The 19162-nt window shown below is 73.4% G+C and carries 7 protein-coding genes; 2 read left to right on the top strand and 5 right to left on the bottom strand.

What is annotated here, in order from left to right; all coding sequences use genetic code 11:
* Positions 1 to 49: 49 nt before the first annotated feature.
* On the top strand, positions 50 to 679 hold the full coding sequence (locus AB0C87_RS23730; protein WP_360579523.1) for a dihydrofolate reductase family protein: 630 nt from the start codon (positions 50 to 52) through the stop codon (positions 677 to 679).
* 116 nt (positions 680 to 795) lie between these two features.
* Here the strand turns inward: AB0C87_RS23730 and AB0C87_RS23725 are convergent, their stop codons facing one another.
* The 5 genes from AB0C87_RS23725 to AB0C87_RS23705 all read right to left on the bottom strand — a co-directional run bounded on the left by AB0C87_RS23725 (position 796) and on the right by AB0C87_RS23705 (position 7000).
* On the bottom strand, positions 796 to 1719 hold the full coding sequence (locus tag AB0C87_RS23725) for a hypothetical protein (RefSeq protein WP_345176176.1): 924 nt from the start codon (positions 1717 to 1719) through the stop codon (positions 796 to 798).
* A 349-nt stretch (positions 1720 to 2068) separates the two neighbouring features.
* Positions 2069 to 3697 carry a TROVE domain-containing protein gene (locus AB0C87_RS23720; protein ID WP_360579521.1) on the bottom strand — a complete coding sequence of 543 codons (1629 nt, stop codon included), beginning with the start codon at positions 3695 to 3697 and terminating at the stop codon, positions 2069 to 2071.
* 489 nt (positions 3698 to 4186) lie between these two features.
* Positions 4187 to 4804, bottom strand: a complete 618-nt coding sequence (locus tag AB0C87_RS23715; protein ID WP_360579519.1) for an exonuclease — start codon at positions 4802 to 4804, stop codon at positions 4187 to 4189.
* A gap of 78 nt (positions 4805 to 4882) precedes the next feature.
* Positions 4883 to 5665 carry a DNA-formamidopyrimidine glycosylase family protein gene (locus tag AB0C87_RS23710; RefSeq protein WP_360579517.1) on the bottom strand — a complete coding sequence of 261 codons (783 nt, stop codon included), beginning with the start codon at positions 5663 to 5665 and terminating at the stop codon, positions 4883 to 4885.
* A 24-nt stretch (positions 5666 to 5689) separates the two neighbouring features.
* Positions 5690 to 7000 carry a salicylate synthase gene (locus AB0C87_RS23705; protein WP_360579515.1) on the bottom strand — a complete coding sequence of 437 codons (1311 nt, stop codon included), beginning with the start codon at positions 6998 to 7000 and terminating at the stop codon, positions 5690 to 5692.
* 118 nt (positions 7001 to 7118) lie between these two features.
* Between AB0C87_RS23705 and AB0C87_RS23700 the strand changes: the two genes are divergently transcribed.
* Complete coding sequence (locus AB0C87_RS23700) at positions 7119 to 19121, top strand: amino acid adenylation domain-containing protein (RefSeq protein WP_360579513.1); 12003 nt, start codon at positions 7119 to 7121, stop codon at positions 19119 to 19121.
* Positions 19122 to 19162: the final 41 nt, after the last annotated feature.

Raw genomic sequence — 19162 nt, 5'->3', positions numbered from 1 at the left:
GCAGGTCTACCTCCCGACCCCACAACCAACCGATCTACGGGAGCGGAACATGGGCCTCATCCACATAGAGCTGTTCGCAACGCTCGACCTCGTTGCCCAGTCACCCGGCGGCCCCGACGAGGATCCGGTGGGGTTCCCGTTCGGCGGGTGGCAGGCGCCCTTGATGGACGAGGCCGCCGGCGCACAGGTCGTCGCCGCGTACGAGGGCACGGACGCCCTCCTGCTCGGTCGGCGGACGTACGAGATCTTCGCCGCCTACTGGCCGCACCAGAGAGGCGAGGACAACGAGATCGCCGCGCTCTTCAACAGCGTCCCGAAGTACGTGGCCTCCCGAGGCAGGCCGGACCTCTCCTGGGCCGACTCCACGCAGCTCGGCCCGGACCTGGCCGGCGCGGTCCGCGAGATCCGTGACCGGCACGAGCACGTGAAGGTCGTCGGGAGCCTGAACCTGGTGCAGACCCTTCTGCGCGAGAAGCTCTTCGACCGCCTCGACCTCTGGGTGTACCCGATCGTGCTCGGCGTCGGGAAGAAGGTCTTCGACGGTGGGGCGGTACTCATGAACGTCACCCTCCTCGAACCGCCGGCAGCCGCCCCGAACGGCACCGTGTACCTGCGCTACGGCCTGGCCGACGGGACGCCCGAGACGGGCGACATGACCGTCCCCGACCGCGGGGTCTGAGCCGCCTCCTCGCCCGTCGGGGGTGGTGGGCGCTCTCGCCGTCGCCGTCGATCGCAGCGGAGGCCGAGAGCTCCGTCTCGCCGAACGGCGGGGAGGTGGACCTCCCCGCCGTCAGATCACGCAGACCCGGACTTCCGGATCTGGATCTTCGTCGCCCCGCAGGAGGCGATGAGGATCAGGACGATCGCCCCCAGCCCCAAGAGGCCGGGAACGGTTTGTGCCACGAGCATGCCCACCGCGGTTCCCAGAAGGTTCCGCAGCGGTAGGAGCATCGCGTTGGTGGACGCCAGGAGACCGTGCTCATAGGCCTTCACCAGAACGACGCCGCTGAACAGCGCACCGAAGACCGCGCTGACCGCACAGAGCAGCAAGTACGGCCAACGGCCGGCGGTCATGCCCTCCCAGCCGCCTTCCAGAGTCCACGCGCCCACCGCGAGGATGCCGAGGGCGGGAAATCCGCAAAGGGTGTTGGCCTTTGCCTTGATCTCCCCATCGAGCATCTCCAGCCGCTTCTGGGAGTAGGCGTACGTGGCCGCCGTGGCGGTCAGGACGCCGATACCCGGAATCCAGCTGGGAATCTGCTGGCCCAGGACATGGACCCCCGGTGCGGCGTCCGAAAAGAAGTTCCCGCCCGAGCCGCCGACGGTATCCCTTGTGAGGGCCCATGTCCCCAGTACCGCGAGAACCGGCCACAAGGCGGTCGAGTAGGTCTTCTGCCGGATGTCCTGGTAGACATCGCCGCCGAGCGTGAAGACCACGGTGAACAAGAACGACAGCGGTTGCATGACCTCCAGCCGAACCCATCGAAGAACGAACTGGAACGACATGTTGTTCGCTCCCAGAGCGGCGCCCAGCAGAAGGGCCTGCTTCCAGACGGCCCAACGGCACCACAACGACGGCCGAAAGAAGTACCAGAAGACCGCCGTCCCGAAGATGACGGAGACAAGCGCCGCCGTCACCGGTCCGACATGCTTGGTAACGCCGATGGCTACCAGGAGACAGCCGTTGAGAGCACCCACTGAATTGGCGAATACCGCCATCGTGAGCGCCTTTCTGTCCGCGCCGTGGAGGTCGCTTGTCAGCGACCGCCAACACCTGCGAAACGCCGCGAGCGAGCCTCGCCGGCGCTCTCTCTTGCAATTCACGAGATCCCCTTTGGTTTGTGGGGCGCGCCAGGAGGATCTCGGGACGTTCTCCCGGTCCTGGTCGCGCCCGCTATGCGGAGCAACTCAAGAGCCGGGAAGGCTCTTCAGTTTTATGGTCGCAACGTTAGTCTACCAGAGCTGAATTCGCGGATAGACGGTGAATATCGAGCCGAGAATTGAGAATGGTGCTCGCGAGATGCCTTCGAATTCATATCCGGGGCAGACCGCCGTCTACCCCGGAAATTCAACGAATGTAGCCGTTCACGACCATCGGCAGCGACGCGTCCAGGCCCGCCATGTGCAGCACGCCTTCGTCGCGGGGGTCGCCAATGGTGTGCCCGTTCGCGGCCATCGCCGCGAGCAGGACCCGAACGTCGCCGTTCACGGTCTGGCGGTAGGCGTCCAGAGCCTGCGACGCGTGCTGCCGTCCAGCCCACGTCTCGTTGTCGGTGAACAGCACCATCCCGTCCACCTCAAGACGCTGATGCTGCGCCCACTGGAACGGCTGCGACAGATCCGTGCCGCCGCCCGACGGACGCCAACGGGAGATCTCCCGCAGGTTCGTGCGCGCCGTCACCTGGGACGCGCGGACCTGGGTGTCGACGTCGATGACGTGGCAGTTGCCGCGCTCGATCCGGTTCAGGATGACCGCCATCGCGTTCGCGACCTCGTAGCAGGACCCGAGCGGCGCACCGCCCGAGGTGATGTTGCGGAAGCTCATGGACCCGGAGGAGTCCACCGCCACCAGCAGGCGCCGACCGGACGGCTCCATGTGCCCGAACGACAGCTCGTACGCCTCTTCGAGCGCGTCCAGGATGGCCGGGACCGGCGACCAGTGCTGCACGTCCGCGCGCGGGTGCGGCTGTGCGCGACCGCTCCCGTACACGCGCAGGGCGAGGAACAGGTCCATCGGGTGGATCCGGGCCTTCGCGAGCGCGCCGGCGTCGGTGAGCCGGTCCGCGGCGCGCCGGGTCGCGTCACCCATTGGCGTCAGCGTCCCGATCCGAGTCATCCGGGACAGGTTCCGAAGCAGCGCGGTCATCCCGATCGTGTCGACGAGCTCGTCCCACACGCCCGGCTCGGTGAGAACCGCGTCCGGGAGGAACTCCCACGGCACGCCCCGGGACCGCACCACGTCGATCGCGTCGACCGGGCCGGTGACGGCCTGCGCGGCGAGGAACGCGTCCACTGCGGGCACCCGCGCGCGGACGTCATCGTCGGAGACGTTCCCGGCGATCCATCCGAACAGCGCACGCCGCGCCGGCGAGTCGGCCTTGGGGTGCGCGATGCGGAGCGCGTCCCGCAGCGCGAACGCCTCCCCGGCCGGGGTCCTGCGCTGTCGAGCCTTGCACACTCGCCACGCGACCTGGTCGACGTCGCCGTTGAGGAACCACGACGCGAGCGCGGTCCGCATCGCCCGCCCGATCACAGGCGCCGTGCCGCTGCCGGTGGCCTTGCCGCCGAGGTTCTTCCAGTAGCCGAAGAACGACGCGAGATGGTCCGTGGTCCGCGCGACCTGCGCCAGCGATGCCTTCACGGCCTGCCGGGTGCCGGCGTCGCCGCGCGCCGCGGCGGCGGCCATGACGAAAAGCGCGGGACGGTTCTTCGGAGCACGCGGCGGACGCGCCGCAGAGATCGCCGTCGCGAGGTCGACGACCCGGACGCCGTCCGCGGCGATGGCGTCGAACACGACCTGCGCGTTGTCCGCAGTGAGCCTGTCTTCGCCGACGTAGTACGTGCCGCCGGTGGTGCCGAGGATGAGGAAGTCCTCCAGCCGCGTCCACAGGTCCTTGGCGAACCCGTAGCCGCCGGCGTTGTTGCGGACCTGCTCGGTCTCACGGCCGGGAATCGGCCGGCTCTGCGGCGTCTGCACGGTGGAAACCGAAGCAAGAGGGTCACGGGCCATCAAGGGCCTCCAAGGAATTCGACCCGCCTCAGGGGCGGATGTGGGGGAGGAGCAAGCGCACAGGGGAGGGCGGATGTGGTGGCGTCCACCGGGGTTTTAAGTCCAATGCTCTTCCTGGCTGAGCTACCACCCGGCATTGCCGGGTGGGCAGGATTCGAACCTGCGACCGTTGGATCCGATAACCGACGGGCTTCGACCCGCCCTTCCCCTGTGCGTCGCTCGGCCCGTAGGGCCGGGTACACGCACGGATGTGGGAACGACCACCGGATTGCGTCTATTCGAAAGAGATAACCGACGGTCTTCGACCCGTGCGCGCACCGGACCCGACGCGCTGATCAAAAGGTAGCCCGCTCCGAAACGGCTCGCATCCGAATATCGCCCGGTTCCGACGGTGAGGCGGTCATGGTCCAGGCCATGCACTCGACACCCCGCGCGTAGCCGCCCGCTGATCGCGCGTCACTCCGGAAGGTCCTCGCTTGGCCGACGCGGGGGCCCGGCCCAGCGGACCAAATTGTGGAACAGCTCCGCCTGCTCGATGGCGTCATCCAGCGCATTGTGCGTGTGCGGTCGGTCGGACAGCAGCTCGGCGGGCATCTGGCGTTTGGTCGAGCGGGTGATCGGAGTGCCGGCCTTGGCGGCGTACATGCTCTTGAGATCCAGGTGCCGGGAGTGGCCGAACGGAGATCCCGCGTCGGTGAACCGCGTCCAGTACCAGTACAGGAACATCCAGTCGAAGCCGAGCGGATAGGCCACGAACACCGGCGAGGCATCCGCCGCGCTGGCCACCGCGGTCACCCAGGCGGTCGCCGCGTTCATCGCCTCACCCGGATCACGGCCCTCGATCGCGAGGTGGTCGCGGTCCAGGCCGCTGACGGCCAGCGCCTCAGGGACGTAGGCGTCGCTGATCGGTTTCAGTTCCGCGTAGAACGTGGTCTCGGCAGGATCGGCCGGCTTGAACGCGCGCCCGTCAAAGGTCCCGCAGGCGCTCATGCCAAAGCTCAGCATGGAGTAAGGCCCAGGAATCGGCCCGTCGGCCTCAACGTCAACCGAGATGTACACCTCAGGCTTGCCCATCCTCGACCTCCTTGACAGCTCCGAACATGATCCCGCGTCAGGCCCAGCGTCATCGCGGTTGAGACGTCAATCGGCTTGTCACGGTTCACGGGGTTGGCAGGTGGGGCACCAGACGGTTCTGCGGCCGGAGAGGCGGCGGCTCTCCAGAGAGGTGCCGCAGCGGGGGCAGGTGGGGGCCGGGGTGTCTCGGGCTCCGGTCAGCCAGGTTCTTCGGGGTGGGACCCGTTCGGCCTTGATGGAGGCGCGGAGGACGCGGCGCATCGCTCTGTGGAGGGTGGTGACTTCTGAGGCGGTCAGGGCGCGGGCGGGGCGCAGGGGGTTGATGCGGGCTCGCCAGCAGATCTCGTCGGCCAGGAGGTTGCCCAGGCCGGCGGTGACCGTCTGGTCCGTGAGGGTGGTCTTCAGGCGGCCTCGGTGGGCGCCGAGGGTGGCGGCCAGGTCGTCGCGGGAGAGGTCCAGGGCGTCCGGGCCGAGGTTTCCGAGGGTCTCGTCTGCCTGCCTGTCGTCGGCGGCCAGGTGGACGCCCTGGAGTTTGCGCATGTCGCGGAAGCGGAGTTCGCCGTCGGGGAGCCTCCAGATGACGCGGTCGTGGCGGTGGCGCGGCTCGTCCGGGTGGTGCCAGGTGAGCGAGCCCGTCATGCCGAAGTGGAGCAGGACGACCGGGCCCTGCGCCGGGGCCAGCAGCCACTTGCCGTGGCGGTGCGGTTCCTCGAAGCGGTGGCCGCGCAGCGCGGTGCTCAGGCGCCGGGCGGTGACTCCGCGCAGGACGCCGGGGTCGAGCACCGACACTGAGGCGATCGGCTCGCCGGTGTGCTCGGCGAGCACCCGGCGGAAGCCTTCGACGTCGGGAAGTTCCGGCATGGCGGGTCCCTACCCGCTGGCGGGTCAGGTCTGCGGGACGACGTGCGGCGCGATGCTGGAGAGCTTCTCGCAGGTCTCCTCGTATTCGCGGTCGGGGGTCGAGGCGCTGACGATGCCCGCGCCGGCGCGCAGCCACGCCTGGCCGTTCTCGGCGTAGAGGGCGCGGAGGACGAGGGCGGAGTCCAGCGCGCCGTCGTGGGAGACGGTGACGACGGCGCCCGAGTACAGGCCGCGGCGCTCCTCCAGGCGGGTGATGGCCTCGATCGCCTCGGGTTTCGGGATGCCGGACGCGGTGACGCCCGGGAAGAGCGCGTCCAGGGCGTCCCATGCGGTGCGGCCGGGGGAGAGGGTGCCGCTGACGCTGGAGCCCAGGTGCTGGACGCTGCCGCGTTCCTTCACCGTCATGAAGCCGGTCACGCGGACGGTCTCCGGGTCGCAGACCCGGTAGAGCTCTTCCTGGGACGTCCTGACCGAGACGGCGTGCTCGTAGATCTCCTTGGGATCGGTCTCCAGGTCGTGGCGGGTGCGGGCGTCGGTGTCGGCGCCGAGGCCGAAGGCGCGGGTGCCTGCGAGGGGCTGGGTCATGACGTGCCCTGCGGAGTCGACGCTCGCGAGCACCTCGGGGCTGAACCCGGTGGCCTGGAATCCGCCCAGGTCGAGCAGGAAGGAGCGGGCCGGGGTGTTGGCCTCCCGGCCGCGGACGTAGGTCGAGACGACGTCGACCGGGTGGGGGACGTCCAGGCGGCGCGACACGATGACCTTCTGGTAGCGGCCCGCGTGGATCTCGGCCACGGCCTCGGCGACGCGATCGCGGTAGGGGGCTCCGCCGGCGCTGACGTCGACGGGCGAAGGCTCGCCGACCGGGTGGCCGTTCGGCCTGGCCAGGAGCTTGGTGACCTGCTCTATGTCCGCTTCGTCCGTGCTAGTGACGGTGACGCGGCCGTTCTCGGCCCGCACCTCCGTGCGGGGGACGATCAGGTGGGCGAGCCGTCCGGAGGGGCGGGCGGCGGCGCACTCGAACGCGATCCAGCCGTAGGCGTTCCAGACGGGCAGGGGCGCGGCGGCGAACGTGTCGCGGAGGGCGTCGGCAGGGCGGCCCGTCCAGGGGCGGGTGAGGGGAGCGTGGCCCGGCCAGCGGGCGTGGACGGCGCCGGCGTCGAGGACGATCTCGGCGAGCATGCCTCCCGCGAACGTCCAGGAGCCGGGCCGCTCGTAGACGACGTAGTCGCCGAACAGGCCCGATCCGGCCAGGCGGGCCATGAGGGCGAGCGGCGCCGAGGGATGCTCGACGACCAGCTCGGCGGGGTTCGCATCGGTGCGCAGACCAGTGGACAAGGCAGCTCCCTCTTCGCGGCCGGAAGGTCAAACTTAGGTAAGGCTAACCTTGCATGATTTTTATAGGCAAGGCTAACCTAACTCGCGGTGGCGAAGCCCGACGACGGAAGAGTTGAGCGTGGAGCAGACGACGGCGGCGCGGCGGCGCGAACTGATGCGGCGGATGATGGCCGAGGCCGGGCTGGGCACGGACACCGCCCGGCTCGCCCCCCGGGGCTCGGACGGACCGGCCCCCCTGTCCCACGCGCAGCAGAGCATGTGGCTGCACCACCGCGCCTTCCCGGAGAGCCCCGCCTACAACGTCTGCCTGCTGATCCGCATGTCCGGCCCGCTCGACGCCGGGGCCCTCCGCGAGGCGCTGCGGGCGCTGGTCCGGCGGCACGCCGTGCTCCGCACCGTCTACGCGGAGGGCCCCGATCAGCGGGCGGTGCAGATCGTCACGGAGGACGACTCGCTCGACCTGCCGCCGGTCCGGTGCGCGGACGCCGGGGCGCGGGCGGCGGAGCTGGCGGCGCTGCCCTTCGACCTGCGGGCCGAGCGGCCGATCCGGCTGGAACTGCTTCGGCTGGGTGAACACGAGCACGCGCTGGTGCTCGTCGTGCATCACATCGCCTGGGACGGCATGACCTGGGGTTCGCTCTCGCGCGACCTCTCAGCGCTCTACCGCGCGGCCGTCACCGGGGCCCCGGACGGGCTGCCCTCGCTGGACGTCCAGTACGCCGACTACGCCGAGTGGGAGCAGCGGCGGCCCGTCGCCGAGGACGATCTCGCGTACTGGCGGGAACGCCTCGATCCGCCCCCGGCCCCGCTCGACCTGCCCGCGGACCGTCCGCGGAGCGCGGTCGTGTCCGAGCGCGGTGGACGGCGGGCGCGCCGCTTCGAGGACGACGTGACCGAGGGCATGCGCAAGCTCGCCGCGGAGGAGAACCTCACCCCGTACATGGTGATGACGGCCGCGTACGCGGTCCTGCTGCACCGCTACACCGGCTCGGTGGACGTGGCGATCGGTTCGTCGGTGATGAACCGCGAGCACGCCGAGGTCGAGCGGCTCGTCGGGAACTTCGGCAACACGCTCGTGCTGCGCGCCGACCTGAGCGGGACGCCGACGTTCCGGGAGGCGCTGCGCCGGGTGGGCCGCACGGTCGCCGAGGCCTTCGCGCACCAGGCGGCGCCCTACGACAGGCTCGTCCAGGAGCTGAGGCCGGCGCGCGGACGGGGGCGCTCGGCGTTCTTCGACACGATGCTGCTGTTCCTCGCCCAGGAGATCGGCGAGCTGGACCTGCCCGGCATCACGTCGAGCTGGACGCACGTCCACAACGGCACGACGCACTTCGACCTGTCGCTGGAGGCGTTCGTCCGGCCGCAGGGGATGACGGTCGAGGCGACGTTCCGGCGCGAGCTGTTCGAGGACGAGCGCATCGACGCGCTGCTGGCCCACCTGGAGACGCTTCTCCGCGACGCGCTGGCCGGCCCCGACAGGCCCATCGGCGCGCTGGAGGTCATGAGCGCGGACGAGCGCGCCCTGATCGGCGCGGCGAACGCCACCGACCGGGCCCTGCCCGCGACCGACGTCGTCGCCCTGTTCGAGGAGCAGGCGGCCCGCACTCCGGAGGCCACGGCGATCGAGGCGGGCGGCGCGGCTCTCACCTACGCCGAGATGGACGAGCGGGCGTCCGCGCTCGCGGCCGAGCTGCGCGCCCGGGGCGCCGGGCCGGAGAGCGTCGTCGCGCTCGCGCTGCCGCGCACGCCCGATCTCGTCGTCGCCCTCCTCGGGGTCCTGAAGGCGGGCGCCGCCTACCTGCCGCTGGACCTCGACCATCCCGCCGACCGGCTCGCCTACATGCTGGACGACGCCGGGCCCCTCTGCGCGATCGTCACCCGCGACACCGCGCCGCTGCTCCCTGGAGCCACCGAACTCCTGGTGCTCGGCACCAACCTCCGCGATGGCAGAAACACCCGCACGGCACCTCCGCGTCCGGACGACCTCGCCTACGTCATCTACACCTCCGGCTCCACCGGCCGCCCCAAGGGCGTGGCGATCCCGCACGGCGCGCTCACGAACTTCCTGCTCACCACCCGTGCCCGGCTGGACCTCGGCGCCGGCGACCGGCTCGTCGCCGTCACGACCGTCGCCTTCGACATCGCCGCCCTGGAACTGTTCGTCCCGCTGATCAGCGGCGCGACGGTCGTCCTCGCGGGCCGTGACACGGTCCGCGACCCGGCCGCTCTCGCCGGGCTCCTGGCGGACGCGACGATCGTCCAGGGCACCCCGTCGCTGCTCGGCACGCTCGACCCGCAAGCGTTGAAGGGGCTGCGCGTCCTGGTCGGCGGTGAGGCGCTGCCGCCCGCCCTCGCGGCGTCGCTCGCGGAGTCGGCCCCGCTCGCCACCAACATGTACGGGCCGACCGAGGCGACGATCTGGGCGACGTCCGCGGACCTTCCCGCGGACGGCATCGGCACGCCCTTCTGGAACACCCGCGCCCACATCCTGGACGCGGGCCTCCGCCCGGTCCCGCCGGGTGTCCCCGGCGAGCTGTACCTGGCGGGCGCGCAGCTCGCCCGCGGCTACGCCGGCCGCCCCGACCTGACCGCGGAGCGCTTCGTCGCCGACCCGTCCGGCCCGCCCGGATCCCGGATGTACCGGACGGGCGACCTCGCGCGGCGCGCCCGCGACGGGTCCGTCGAGTACCTCGGCCGCACCGACGACCAGGTGAAGATCCGCGGGTTCCGGATCGAGCCCGCCGAGGCGCAGGCCGTGCTCGCCGCGCAGCCGGGCGTCGCGCAGGCCGCGGTCGTCGTCCGCGAGGACCGCCCCGGCGATCCCCGTCTGGTCGGCTACTACGTCCCCGCCGAGGGACCGGACGGAGCAGCCCTGCGCGACGCGCTCGCCGGCGCGCTGCCCGAGTACATGGTGCCGTCCGCCCTGATCGCCCTGGAGGAACTGCCCCGCACGGTCAACGGCAAGCTCGACCGCGCCGCGCTGCCCGCGCCCGAGGCCGAGGTGTCGGGACGGGCGCCGCGCGACGCCCGCGAGGCCGCCCTGTGCGCGATCTTCGCCGAGCTGCTCGGCGTCGAGGGCGTCGGCATCGACGACGACTTCTTCGCGCTCGGCGGGCACTCGCTGCTCGCGGCGCGCCTCGCCGCCAGGGCCCGGACCGTCCTCGGCGCCGAGCCGTCGATCGCGGACGTGTTCGAGGCGCCGACCGTCGCCGCGCTCGCGCCCCGCCTGGTCGCGACCGGCGCCGTCCGCGTCCGCGACGTCGCGCGGCCCGAGATCGTCCCCGCGTCGGCGGCGCAGCGCGGCCTCTGGCTGGAGGAGCGGCTCCGCGGCCCGTCGGCGTCCTACTCGCTGCCGCTCGGGATCCGCCTGCACGGCCCGGTCGACGAGGACGCCCTCGACCGGGCGTTCGGCGATGTCGTGGCCCGCCACGAGGCGCTGCGCACGCTCCTCGTCGAGGGACCGGACGGCCTGCCCGTCCAGCGCGTCCTCGACCCGGACGTCCCCGCCGGCCTCGCCGTCGTCGACGCGCGGGACGAGACGCCGGAAGGGCTCGCGGCCATCGAGAAGGCCGCCACCGCGCACGTCTTCGACATCGGGCGCGACCTCCCCGTCCGCGGCACCCTCGTCCGGACGGGCGACGCCGGCTGGTCGCTGATCCTCCTCCTGCACCACGCCGCCGCCGACGAATGGTCGTTCACACCGTTGCTGGCCGACCTGGCCCGCGCCTACGAGGCCCGCCGGGACGGACGGGCCCCCGGCTGGGAGCCGCTGCCCGTCCAGTACGCCGACTACGCGGCCTGGCAGCGCGAGGTGTCCCCCGGCACGGCGCCGCAGCTCGACTTCTGGGCGGACGCGCTCTCCGGGCTTCCCGAGGAGACGGTCCTGCCGTTCGACCGGCCCCGCCCGGCCGAGGCGAGCCGCCGCGGCGGGCTGGTGCCGTTCCGGCTCCCGGCGGAGGGGGCGCGGCGCCTCGCGCGCGACACCGGCGCCAGCGTGTTCATGGTGCTGCACGCCGCCGTCGCCGCGCTGCTCCAGCGGTCCGGCGCGGGCGACGACGTCGCCGTCGGCTCCCCGATCGCCGGGCGCGCCGACGACGACCTCGCCGACCTGGTCGGCGTCTTCGTCAACCCGCTGGTGCTGCGTACCGACCTGTCCGGCGATCCGACCTTCGCCGAGCTGCTCCGGCGCGTCCGGGCCGCCGACCTCGCCGCGTTCTCCCGCGCCGACGTCCCCTTCGAGCGGGTCGTCGAGCGGCTCGCGCCCGAACGCTCCCTCGCCCGCAGCCCCCTGTTCCAGGTGATGATCGTCCACCAGAGGCTGGAGGACGTGCGGCTCGCGCTGCCCGGCGTGCGCGCCGAGCCGTTCCTGCCGGAGACCGGCGGCGTGAAGTTCGACCTCGACCTGTACTTCGCGGAGGGCGACGACGAGATCGAGGGGTTCGCCGCGTTCGCCGCCGACCTGTTTGACGCTTCGACCGTCGAGCGGTTGACCGACGACCTCGGCGCACTGCTCGCCCAGGTCACCGCGGACCCCGGCCGGCGGCTGTCCTCCCTCGGCGCGCCCGTCGAGCACCCCGACACCGCGCGGGAGTTCCCCGTCCGGACGGCCGCCGGGCTTATCGAGGCGCAGGTGGAGCGGACCCCGCACAGGACCGCCGTGGTCTTCGGCGACACCGCCCTCACCTACGCCGACCTCGACCGCCGCGCCGAGGCGCTCGCCGACCGCCTCGCCGCCGCCGGGGCGGGCCCCGAGCGGGTCGTCGCGCTCGCGCTGCCCCGCTCCGACGAGTTCGCCGTCGCCCTGTACGCGGTGCTGAAGACGGGGGCCGCCTACCTGCCGATCGACCTGTCGTACCCGCCCGCCCGCGTCGCCGCGATGCTCGACGCCGTCCGGCCGCTGCTGGTGCTCGGACGCGACGAGCCGCCGCGGGACGCACCCCGCCGCGAACGCCCCGACGTCCGCCCCGACCACACGTCCTACGTCGTCTTCACCTCCGGCTCCACCGGGACGCCCAAGGCCGTCGCCGGCACCCAGCGCGCCCTCGCCAACCGCCTCGCCTGGGGCGCCGGCCTCGCCGCGCCCGGCGTCCGCGCCGCCAAGAGCTCGCCCGCGTTCATCGACGGGACGACCGAACTGCTCGGCGGCCTGGTCGCGGGCGACACGGTCGTCATCGCCGACGCCGAGACGGCCGCCGACGCCGTCGCGCTCGGCGACTTCGTCGACCGCCACGGCGTCGGCCTCGTCACGCTCGTCCCGAGCCTCTTGGCGGTCCTCGCGGACAACGGCCTGCCGCCCTCGGTCACCACCTGGATCAGCAGCGGCGAGGCGCTCCCCAGCGCGCTCGCCGAGCAGGTCCCGGGACGGCTGGTCAACCTGTACGGATGCTCGGAGGCCGCCGGGGACAGTCTCATCGCCGAGGCGGGCGGGCTGCGGCCCATCGCCAACACCCGCGCTCACGTGCTGGACGCCGCGCTCCGCGAGGTGCCCGTCGGGGAGCTGTACCTCGCGGGCGACGGCCTGGCGCGCGGATACCTCGGCGACCCCGCCCGCACGGCCGAGCGCTTCGTCGCGAACCCGTTCGGCCCGCCCGGCTCCCGCCTCTACCGCACCGGGGACCGCGTCCGGCGCCGCCCGGACGGCGGGCTGGACTTCCTCGGCCGCGCCGACGAGCAGCTCACGATCCGCGGCTTCCGGATCGAGCCGGGGGAGGTGGAGTCCGCGCTCGCCGCCCTGCCCGGGGTGCGGCGCGCCGCCGTCGCCGCGCACGGATCCCGCCTCGTCGGCTACGTCACGGGCGACGTCGAACCGGGGGCGCTCGACACCGCGCTGCGAGCGGTGCTGCCCGACTATCTCGTCCCCGCCGAACTGGTCGTCCTGGACGAGCTTCCCCTCAACCCGAACGGGAAGGTCGACCGGCGCGCCCTGCTCGAGCCCGGACGCCCGGCGGGCGGGCGGGCCCCGGCCACCGGGCCCGAACGCGTCCTCGCCCGCCTCGCCGCGACCGTCCTCGGCCGCGACTCCGTGGGCGCCGACGACGACTTCTTCCGCACCGGGGGCGACAGCATCAGCGCGGCGCTCCTCGTCGCCCGCGCACGCCGCGCCGGCCTGTCGTTCACCGTCCGGGACGTCTTCCGGCTGCGGACCGTCGAGGCCCTCGCCCGGGCCGCCGCGCCCTCCGAGGAGACCAAGCCCGCCCGGACGGGGGACCCGGCCGGTGAGCTTCCGCTATCGCCGCTCCAGGAGGGCCTGCTCTACCACCTGATGCTGGCCGGTGAGGACCGCGACATCTACGTCCAGCAGGCCGTGGTGACGCTGTCAGGACCGGTCGACCCCGAGCGGATGGCGCGGGCCGTGCGTGCCACGCTGGAGAAGTTCCCGAATCTCCGCGCCGGGTTCCGGACCGACGGCGACCGCGCGGTCCAGTTCGTCCCGGACGACTTCGAGACCCCGTGGACGCACGCCGACGTGGCCCCGCAGGACCTGGAGGCGTTCGTCGACGCCCAGCGCGCCGCGCCGTTCGACCCCGCCGCGCCGCCGCTGATCCGCTTCGCCATCGCCCGCCTGGCCGAGGACGACCACCGGCTGGTCCTCACCTCCGAGCTGATCCTGCTGGACGGCTGGTCCGGCGGCCTGCTCGTCACCTCGCTGCTCGGCGCCTACACCGACGCCGCCTCCGAGGCCCGCCGCCCCGTCCCGCCCTTCCGCGCGTTCCTCGACTGGGTGAACGGCCGCGACAGGACCGCCGCGGCGGACGCCTGGCGCCGCGCGCTCGACGGCTTCGACGAGCCCGCCCTCGTCCGGCCGGGCCTGGTCGACGCGCCCGCCGACCTCGCGGGCGCCGGAGAGGTGCACCGCGCGCTGCCCGCCGGCCTCGCCGAGCGCCTGGACGAGGTCGCACGGGAGCGGGGCGTCACGCCCGGAACCCTCTTCCAGACCGCGTGGGGCCTGGTCCTCATGGGCCTGACCGGGCGCGACGACGTCGTCTTCGGCGCCTCGGTCTCCGGACGCCACCCCGACGTGGACGGCGTCGAGTCGATGGTCGGCCTGCTGTTCAACACCGTCCCCGTCCGCGTGCAGGCGGGCCCGGCGGACGCCCTCGCCACCGTCCTCGACCGGGTCCAGGCCGCGCAGTCCGAGCTGTTCGACCACTCCTTCGTCGCCCTCGCCGACGTCCAGCGCGCCACCGGGCTCGGCACCCTCTTCGACACGCTGTTCGTCTTCCAGAACTTCCCGGGGATGCCGACCGGCCGCGCCTTCGGACCGGACGGTGACCTGCGGGTCCTCGGCCGCGCGGTCCGCGACGCCACCCACTACCCGATCACCATGGTCGTCGAGCCGGACGCCGGTCTGCGCGTCATGTACCGGGGCGACGCGTTCACCGAAGCCGAGGCCGAACGCGTCACCGACCGCTACGTGCGGGTCCTGAGGCGCCTCGCCGAAGCGCCCGAGACCTCGTGCCACCGGCTCGACCCCCTCCTCCCGCCGGAGCACGACCGGCTCCGGCGCGACTGGGACGAGGCGCGGCACCCCGTGCCCGAGCTGACGGTCGCGGAGCTGCTCGCCGAGCGCGCCGCCGAGCGGCCCGGCGACCCCGCGCTCGTGTCCCTCCCGGACGTCCGCCTCACCTACGGCGAGCTGAACGCCGAGGTGAACCGGCTCGCGCGGCTCCTGCTGGCCAACGGCGCCGGTCCCGAGAAGGTCGTCGCGCTCGCCCTGCCGCGCTCGGCGCGGATGGTCGTCGCCCTGTTCGCCGTCCTGCGCACGGGCGCCGCCTACCTGCCGCTGGAACTGGACTACCCGGCCGACCGGCTCGACTTCATGCTCAAGGACGCGGCGCCCGTCTGCCTGGTCTCGCACCGCGACATCGCCGCCGGCCTCGCGCACTCCGGGGCCACCCTCGCGCTGGACGACCCGGCGACCGCCCAGGCCCTCGCGGCGCAGCCCGGCCACGACCTGGAACCGGACGAGGTCCCCGGCTTCGCGCCCGGCACGCCCCGCAGGCTCGACCACCCCGCCTACGTCATCTACACGTCGGGCTCCACCGGGCGGCCCAAGGGCGTGGTGACGCCCTACCGGGGCCTCACCAACATGCAGTTCAACCACCGCGCCAACATCTTCGACCCGGTGGTCGCGTCGGCGGGGCGCCGCCTCCGCATCGCCCACACCGTCTCCTTCTCCTTCGACATGTCGTGGGAGGAGCTGCTCTGGCTCGTCGAAGGCCACGAGGTGCACGTCTGCGACGAGGACCTCCGCCGCGACGCCCAAGCCCTCACCGCCTACCTGCGGCAGCACGAGATCGACGTCATCAACGTGACGCCGACCTACGCCCAGCAGCTCCTGGAGGAGGGGCTCCTCGACGGCGGGCACCGGCCGCCCCTCGTCCTCCTCGGCGGCGAGGCCGTCCCGGCGTCGGTGTGGGAGCGGCTCGCGCGCGCCGACGGCGTCCTCGGCTACAACCTCTACGGCCCGACCGAGTACACGATCAACACCCTCGGCGGCGGGACGGGGGACAGCGCGACACCGACGGTCGGCAAGCCGATCTGGAACACCCGCGGGTACGTCCTGGACGCCTGGCTGCGCCCCGTCCCGCCGGGCGCGCCGGGCGAGCTGTACATCGCGGGCGCCGGGCTGGCGCGCGGCTACCTCGGCCGCGCCGACCTGACCGCCGAGCGCTTCGTCGCCGACCCCTCCGGCCCGCCCGGATCCCGGATGTACCGGACGGGCGACCTCGTGCGCGTCCGCGCCGACGGCAACATCGACTTCCTCGGCCGCACCGACGACCAGGTGAAGATCCGCGGCTACCGGGTCGAGCTGGAGGAGATCGAGACCGCCCTCGCCGCCGAGCCCGGCGTCGGCCAGGCCGCCGTCGTCGCGGTCGAGACTGACGTCCCCGGGGTGAAGCGCCTGGTCGGCTACGTCGTCCCGGACGGCTCCCGCGACGGCGCGGCCGAAGAACAGCTCGCCGAGTGGCGGCAGATCTACGACACCGAGTACACCGAGGTCGGGACGGTCGTGCACGCCGAGGAGTTCGCGGGCTGGGACAGCAGCTACGACGGCGCCCCCATCCCGCTGGACGACATGCGCGAGTGGCGCGCGACCACCGTCGAGCGCATCCGCGCGCTCGGCCCGCGCCGCGTCCTGGAGATCGGCGTCGGCGCCGGCCTCCTCCTCACCCGCCTCGCGCCCGGCAGCGAGGAGTACTGGGGCACCGACTTCTCCGAGCCGGTCATCGCCAAGCTCCGCGCGGACCTCGGCGGCCCCGTGGAGCCCGCGTCCCGGGACTGGCAGGCCGTCGGCCCCGGTTCGCCCGTCCGCCTCAGCTGCCGGCCCGCGCACGACACCGGAGGCCTGCCCGAAGGCCACTTCGACACCATCGTGATCAACTCGGTGGTGCAGTACTTCCCCGGCGCCGCCTACCTGGAGGACGTCGTCGCCAAGGCGATGCGCCTGCTCGCCCCGGGCGGCGCGCTCTTCGTCGGGGACGTCCGCGACCTGCGCACGGTCCGCTGCCTGCACGCCGCGGTCCAGCTCGGACGCGGCGGCGGCGGCGACCTCGACGCGATCGAGCGCGCCGTCCGCCTGGAGAAGGAGCTCCTCCTCGACCCCGCCTTCTTCACCGCGCTGGACGGCCCGTCCCGCGTGGACGTCCTCGTCAAGCGCGGCGCCCACCACAACGAACTGACCCGCCACCGCTACGACGTCGTCCTGCACAAGGACGCGCCCCCGGCCCCGCCGACCCCGGCCGTCGACTGGACCACCCTCGACGACCTCCGCGCCAGGCCCGCGGGGCCGCTGCGGGTCCGGGGCGTCCCCGACCCGAGGTCGTCGGGCGAGGTCGCGGCGCTGCGGGCGCTGCGCGAAGGGGCCCCGGCGGACGAGGCGCGCGCGGCGCTGGCCTCGGCCCCGGAGGGGATCGAGCCCGAGACGCTGCACGCGCTGTTCCCGGACGTCGTGCTCACGCCGTCCGACCGGCCCGGCCGCTATGACGCCGTGTTCGGCGGGGGAGCGGCGTGCCCGCCCGCCGAGCCCGGACGCGCGCCCGCCTCGTACGCGAACGATCCGGTCGCCGCACGCGACCACGGCGTGCTGGCCGCGCGGGTCCGCGAGAGCCTCAAGGCGCGCCTGCCCGGATACATGGTGCCGAGCGCGATCATGACGCTGGACGCGCTGCCGCTCACGGTGAACGGCAAGCTCGACCGGCGCGCCCTGCCCGATCCCGGGCGGGACGGCGCGCGCCGCGCGGGCCGGGCCCCGCGCACGCCCGTCGAGCGCCTGCTGTGCACGCTGTTCGCCGAGGTCCTGGACGCGCCCGGCGCCGGGATCGACGACGACTTCTTCGACCTCGGCGGCCACTCGCTGCTCGCGACGAGGCTCGTCGGCAGGGCGCGGGCGGTGCTCGGCGCCGAGCTCGCCATCCGCGACCTGTTCGAGGCGCCGACCGTCGCGGAACTGGCCGGACGCCTTCACCGCGGCGCCGAGGCGCGGGCCCGGCCCGTCCTGGAACCGCGGGAGCGGCCCGAGCGCGTGCCGCTGTCGTCCGCACAGCGGCGGCTGTGGATGCTGGACCAGATGCTCCGCGAGGACGACGGGCCCCGCGACGCCTACCATCTGCCGCTCGCGGTCCGCCTGCGAGGCGACCTCGACCTCGCGGCCCTGGAGGCGGCGATCGGCGACGTCACCGCCCGGCACGAGAGCCTCCGGACGGTCTTCGCCGAGCACGGCGGGGTGCCCTACCAGCGGATCCTCGCCCCGGACGAGGCGCGGCCCGTCCTGGAGACGGCGACCTGCGCCCCCGAGGACGTCATCGCCAGGCCGTTCGACCTCTCCAAGGAGATCCCCCTGCGGGTCGCGGTCTTCCCGGAGGGCGAGCGGGAGCACCTGCTGCTCGCCGTCTTCCACCACATCGCGTTCGACGAATGGTCGTTCGGGCCGTTCGCCCGCGACGTGGCGGAGGCGTACGCGGCGCGGCTGGAGGGCAAGGAGCCGTCTTGGGAGCCGCCGCCCGTGCAGTACGCCGACCATGCCCTGTGGCAGCGGGAGCTGCTCGGCGACCCGTCCGATCCCGGCAGCGTCCACGCCCGGCAGCTCGACCACTGGGCGCGGGCCCTGGCGGACCTGCCCGAGGAGATCCCGCTGCCGGTGGACCGGCCGCGCCCCGGCACCGTCGGGCAGCGCGGCGGCACCCTGACCGCCGACCTGCCGCCCGGCCTCACCGGCCGGCTCGGGCGTGTCGCCCGGGACGCGAACGCCAGCATGTTCATGGTCTGCCAGGCCGCCGTGGCGGCGCTGCTGCACCGCACGGGCGCGGGCGACGACATCCCCCTCGGCAGCCCCGTCGCGGGACGCACCGAGGAGGCCGCGCGAGACCTCGTCGGCTTCTTCGTGAACACGCTGGTCCTGCGCGCCGACGTGTCCGGCGACCCGGCGTTCGCGGAGCTGCTCGCCCGCGTCCGGGAGGCCGTCCTCGCCGGGCTCGCCCACCAGGACCTGCCGTTCGAGGCGGTCGTGGAGGCGCTGCGCCCGCGCCGCGTGCCGGGCCGCAACCCGCTGTTCCAGGTGATGGTCGGCTACGAGAACCAGGGGGTCGGCGACGTGCGGTTCCCCGGCCTGGAGCAGCGGGAGGCGCTGTTCGGGCCGGGCGCCGCGAAGTTCGACCTGGACTTCATCTTCCGGGAGGGCCCTGACGGGCTCCGGCTCGTCGTCGACTACTCCGCCGACCTGTTCGACCGCGCCACGGTCGCCGCGCTGGCGGACGGCCTGATCGCGCTGCTCGCGGCCGTCGCCGACGATCCCGGCGTCAGGGTCGGCGCGCTGCCGGCGGTCCTGACCGCCCGCGCCGTGACCGCCGAGGCGCCCCCGGAGGCGGCGCGCCGGGACGACGACCGGGAGGCGTCCCTGTGCCGGATCTTCGCCGAGGAGCTCGGGGTCCCCGAGGTCGGCCCGGACGACGACTTCTTCGACCTCGGCGGGCACTCGCTGCTCGCGATGAGGCTGGTGCGGCGCGTGCGGCGGGAGCCCGGCTGCGCGGACCTGAGGATCTCGACCCTGATGGCCGCGCCCACCGTGGCGGGCCTGCTCGCCCGGCTCGCGCCCGCCGGCGGGACGGCACCGCGGGAGTGAGGCGGCTCATACCCGTCCGGCCATTGCCTAGTTAGGTAAGG

It is taken from the genome of Actinomadura sp. NPDC048021, assembly GCF_040653135.1.
GTDB classification, from domain to species: domain Bacteria; phylum Actinomycetota; class Actinomycetes; order Streptosporangiales; family Streptosporangiaceae; genus Spirillospora; species Spirillospora verrucosospora.
The sequence above is the reverse complement of the archived record's forward strand: the minus strand, read 5'-3'. Positions and strand labels throughout refer to the sequence as shown.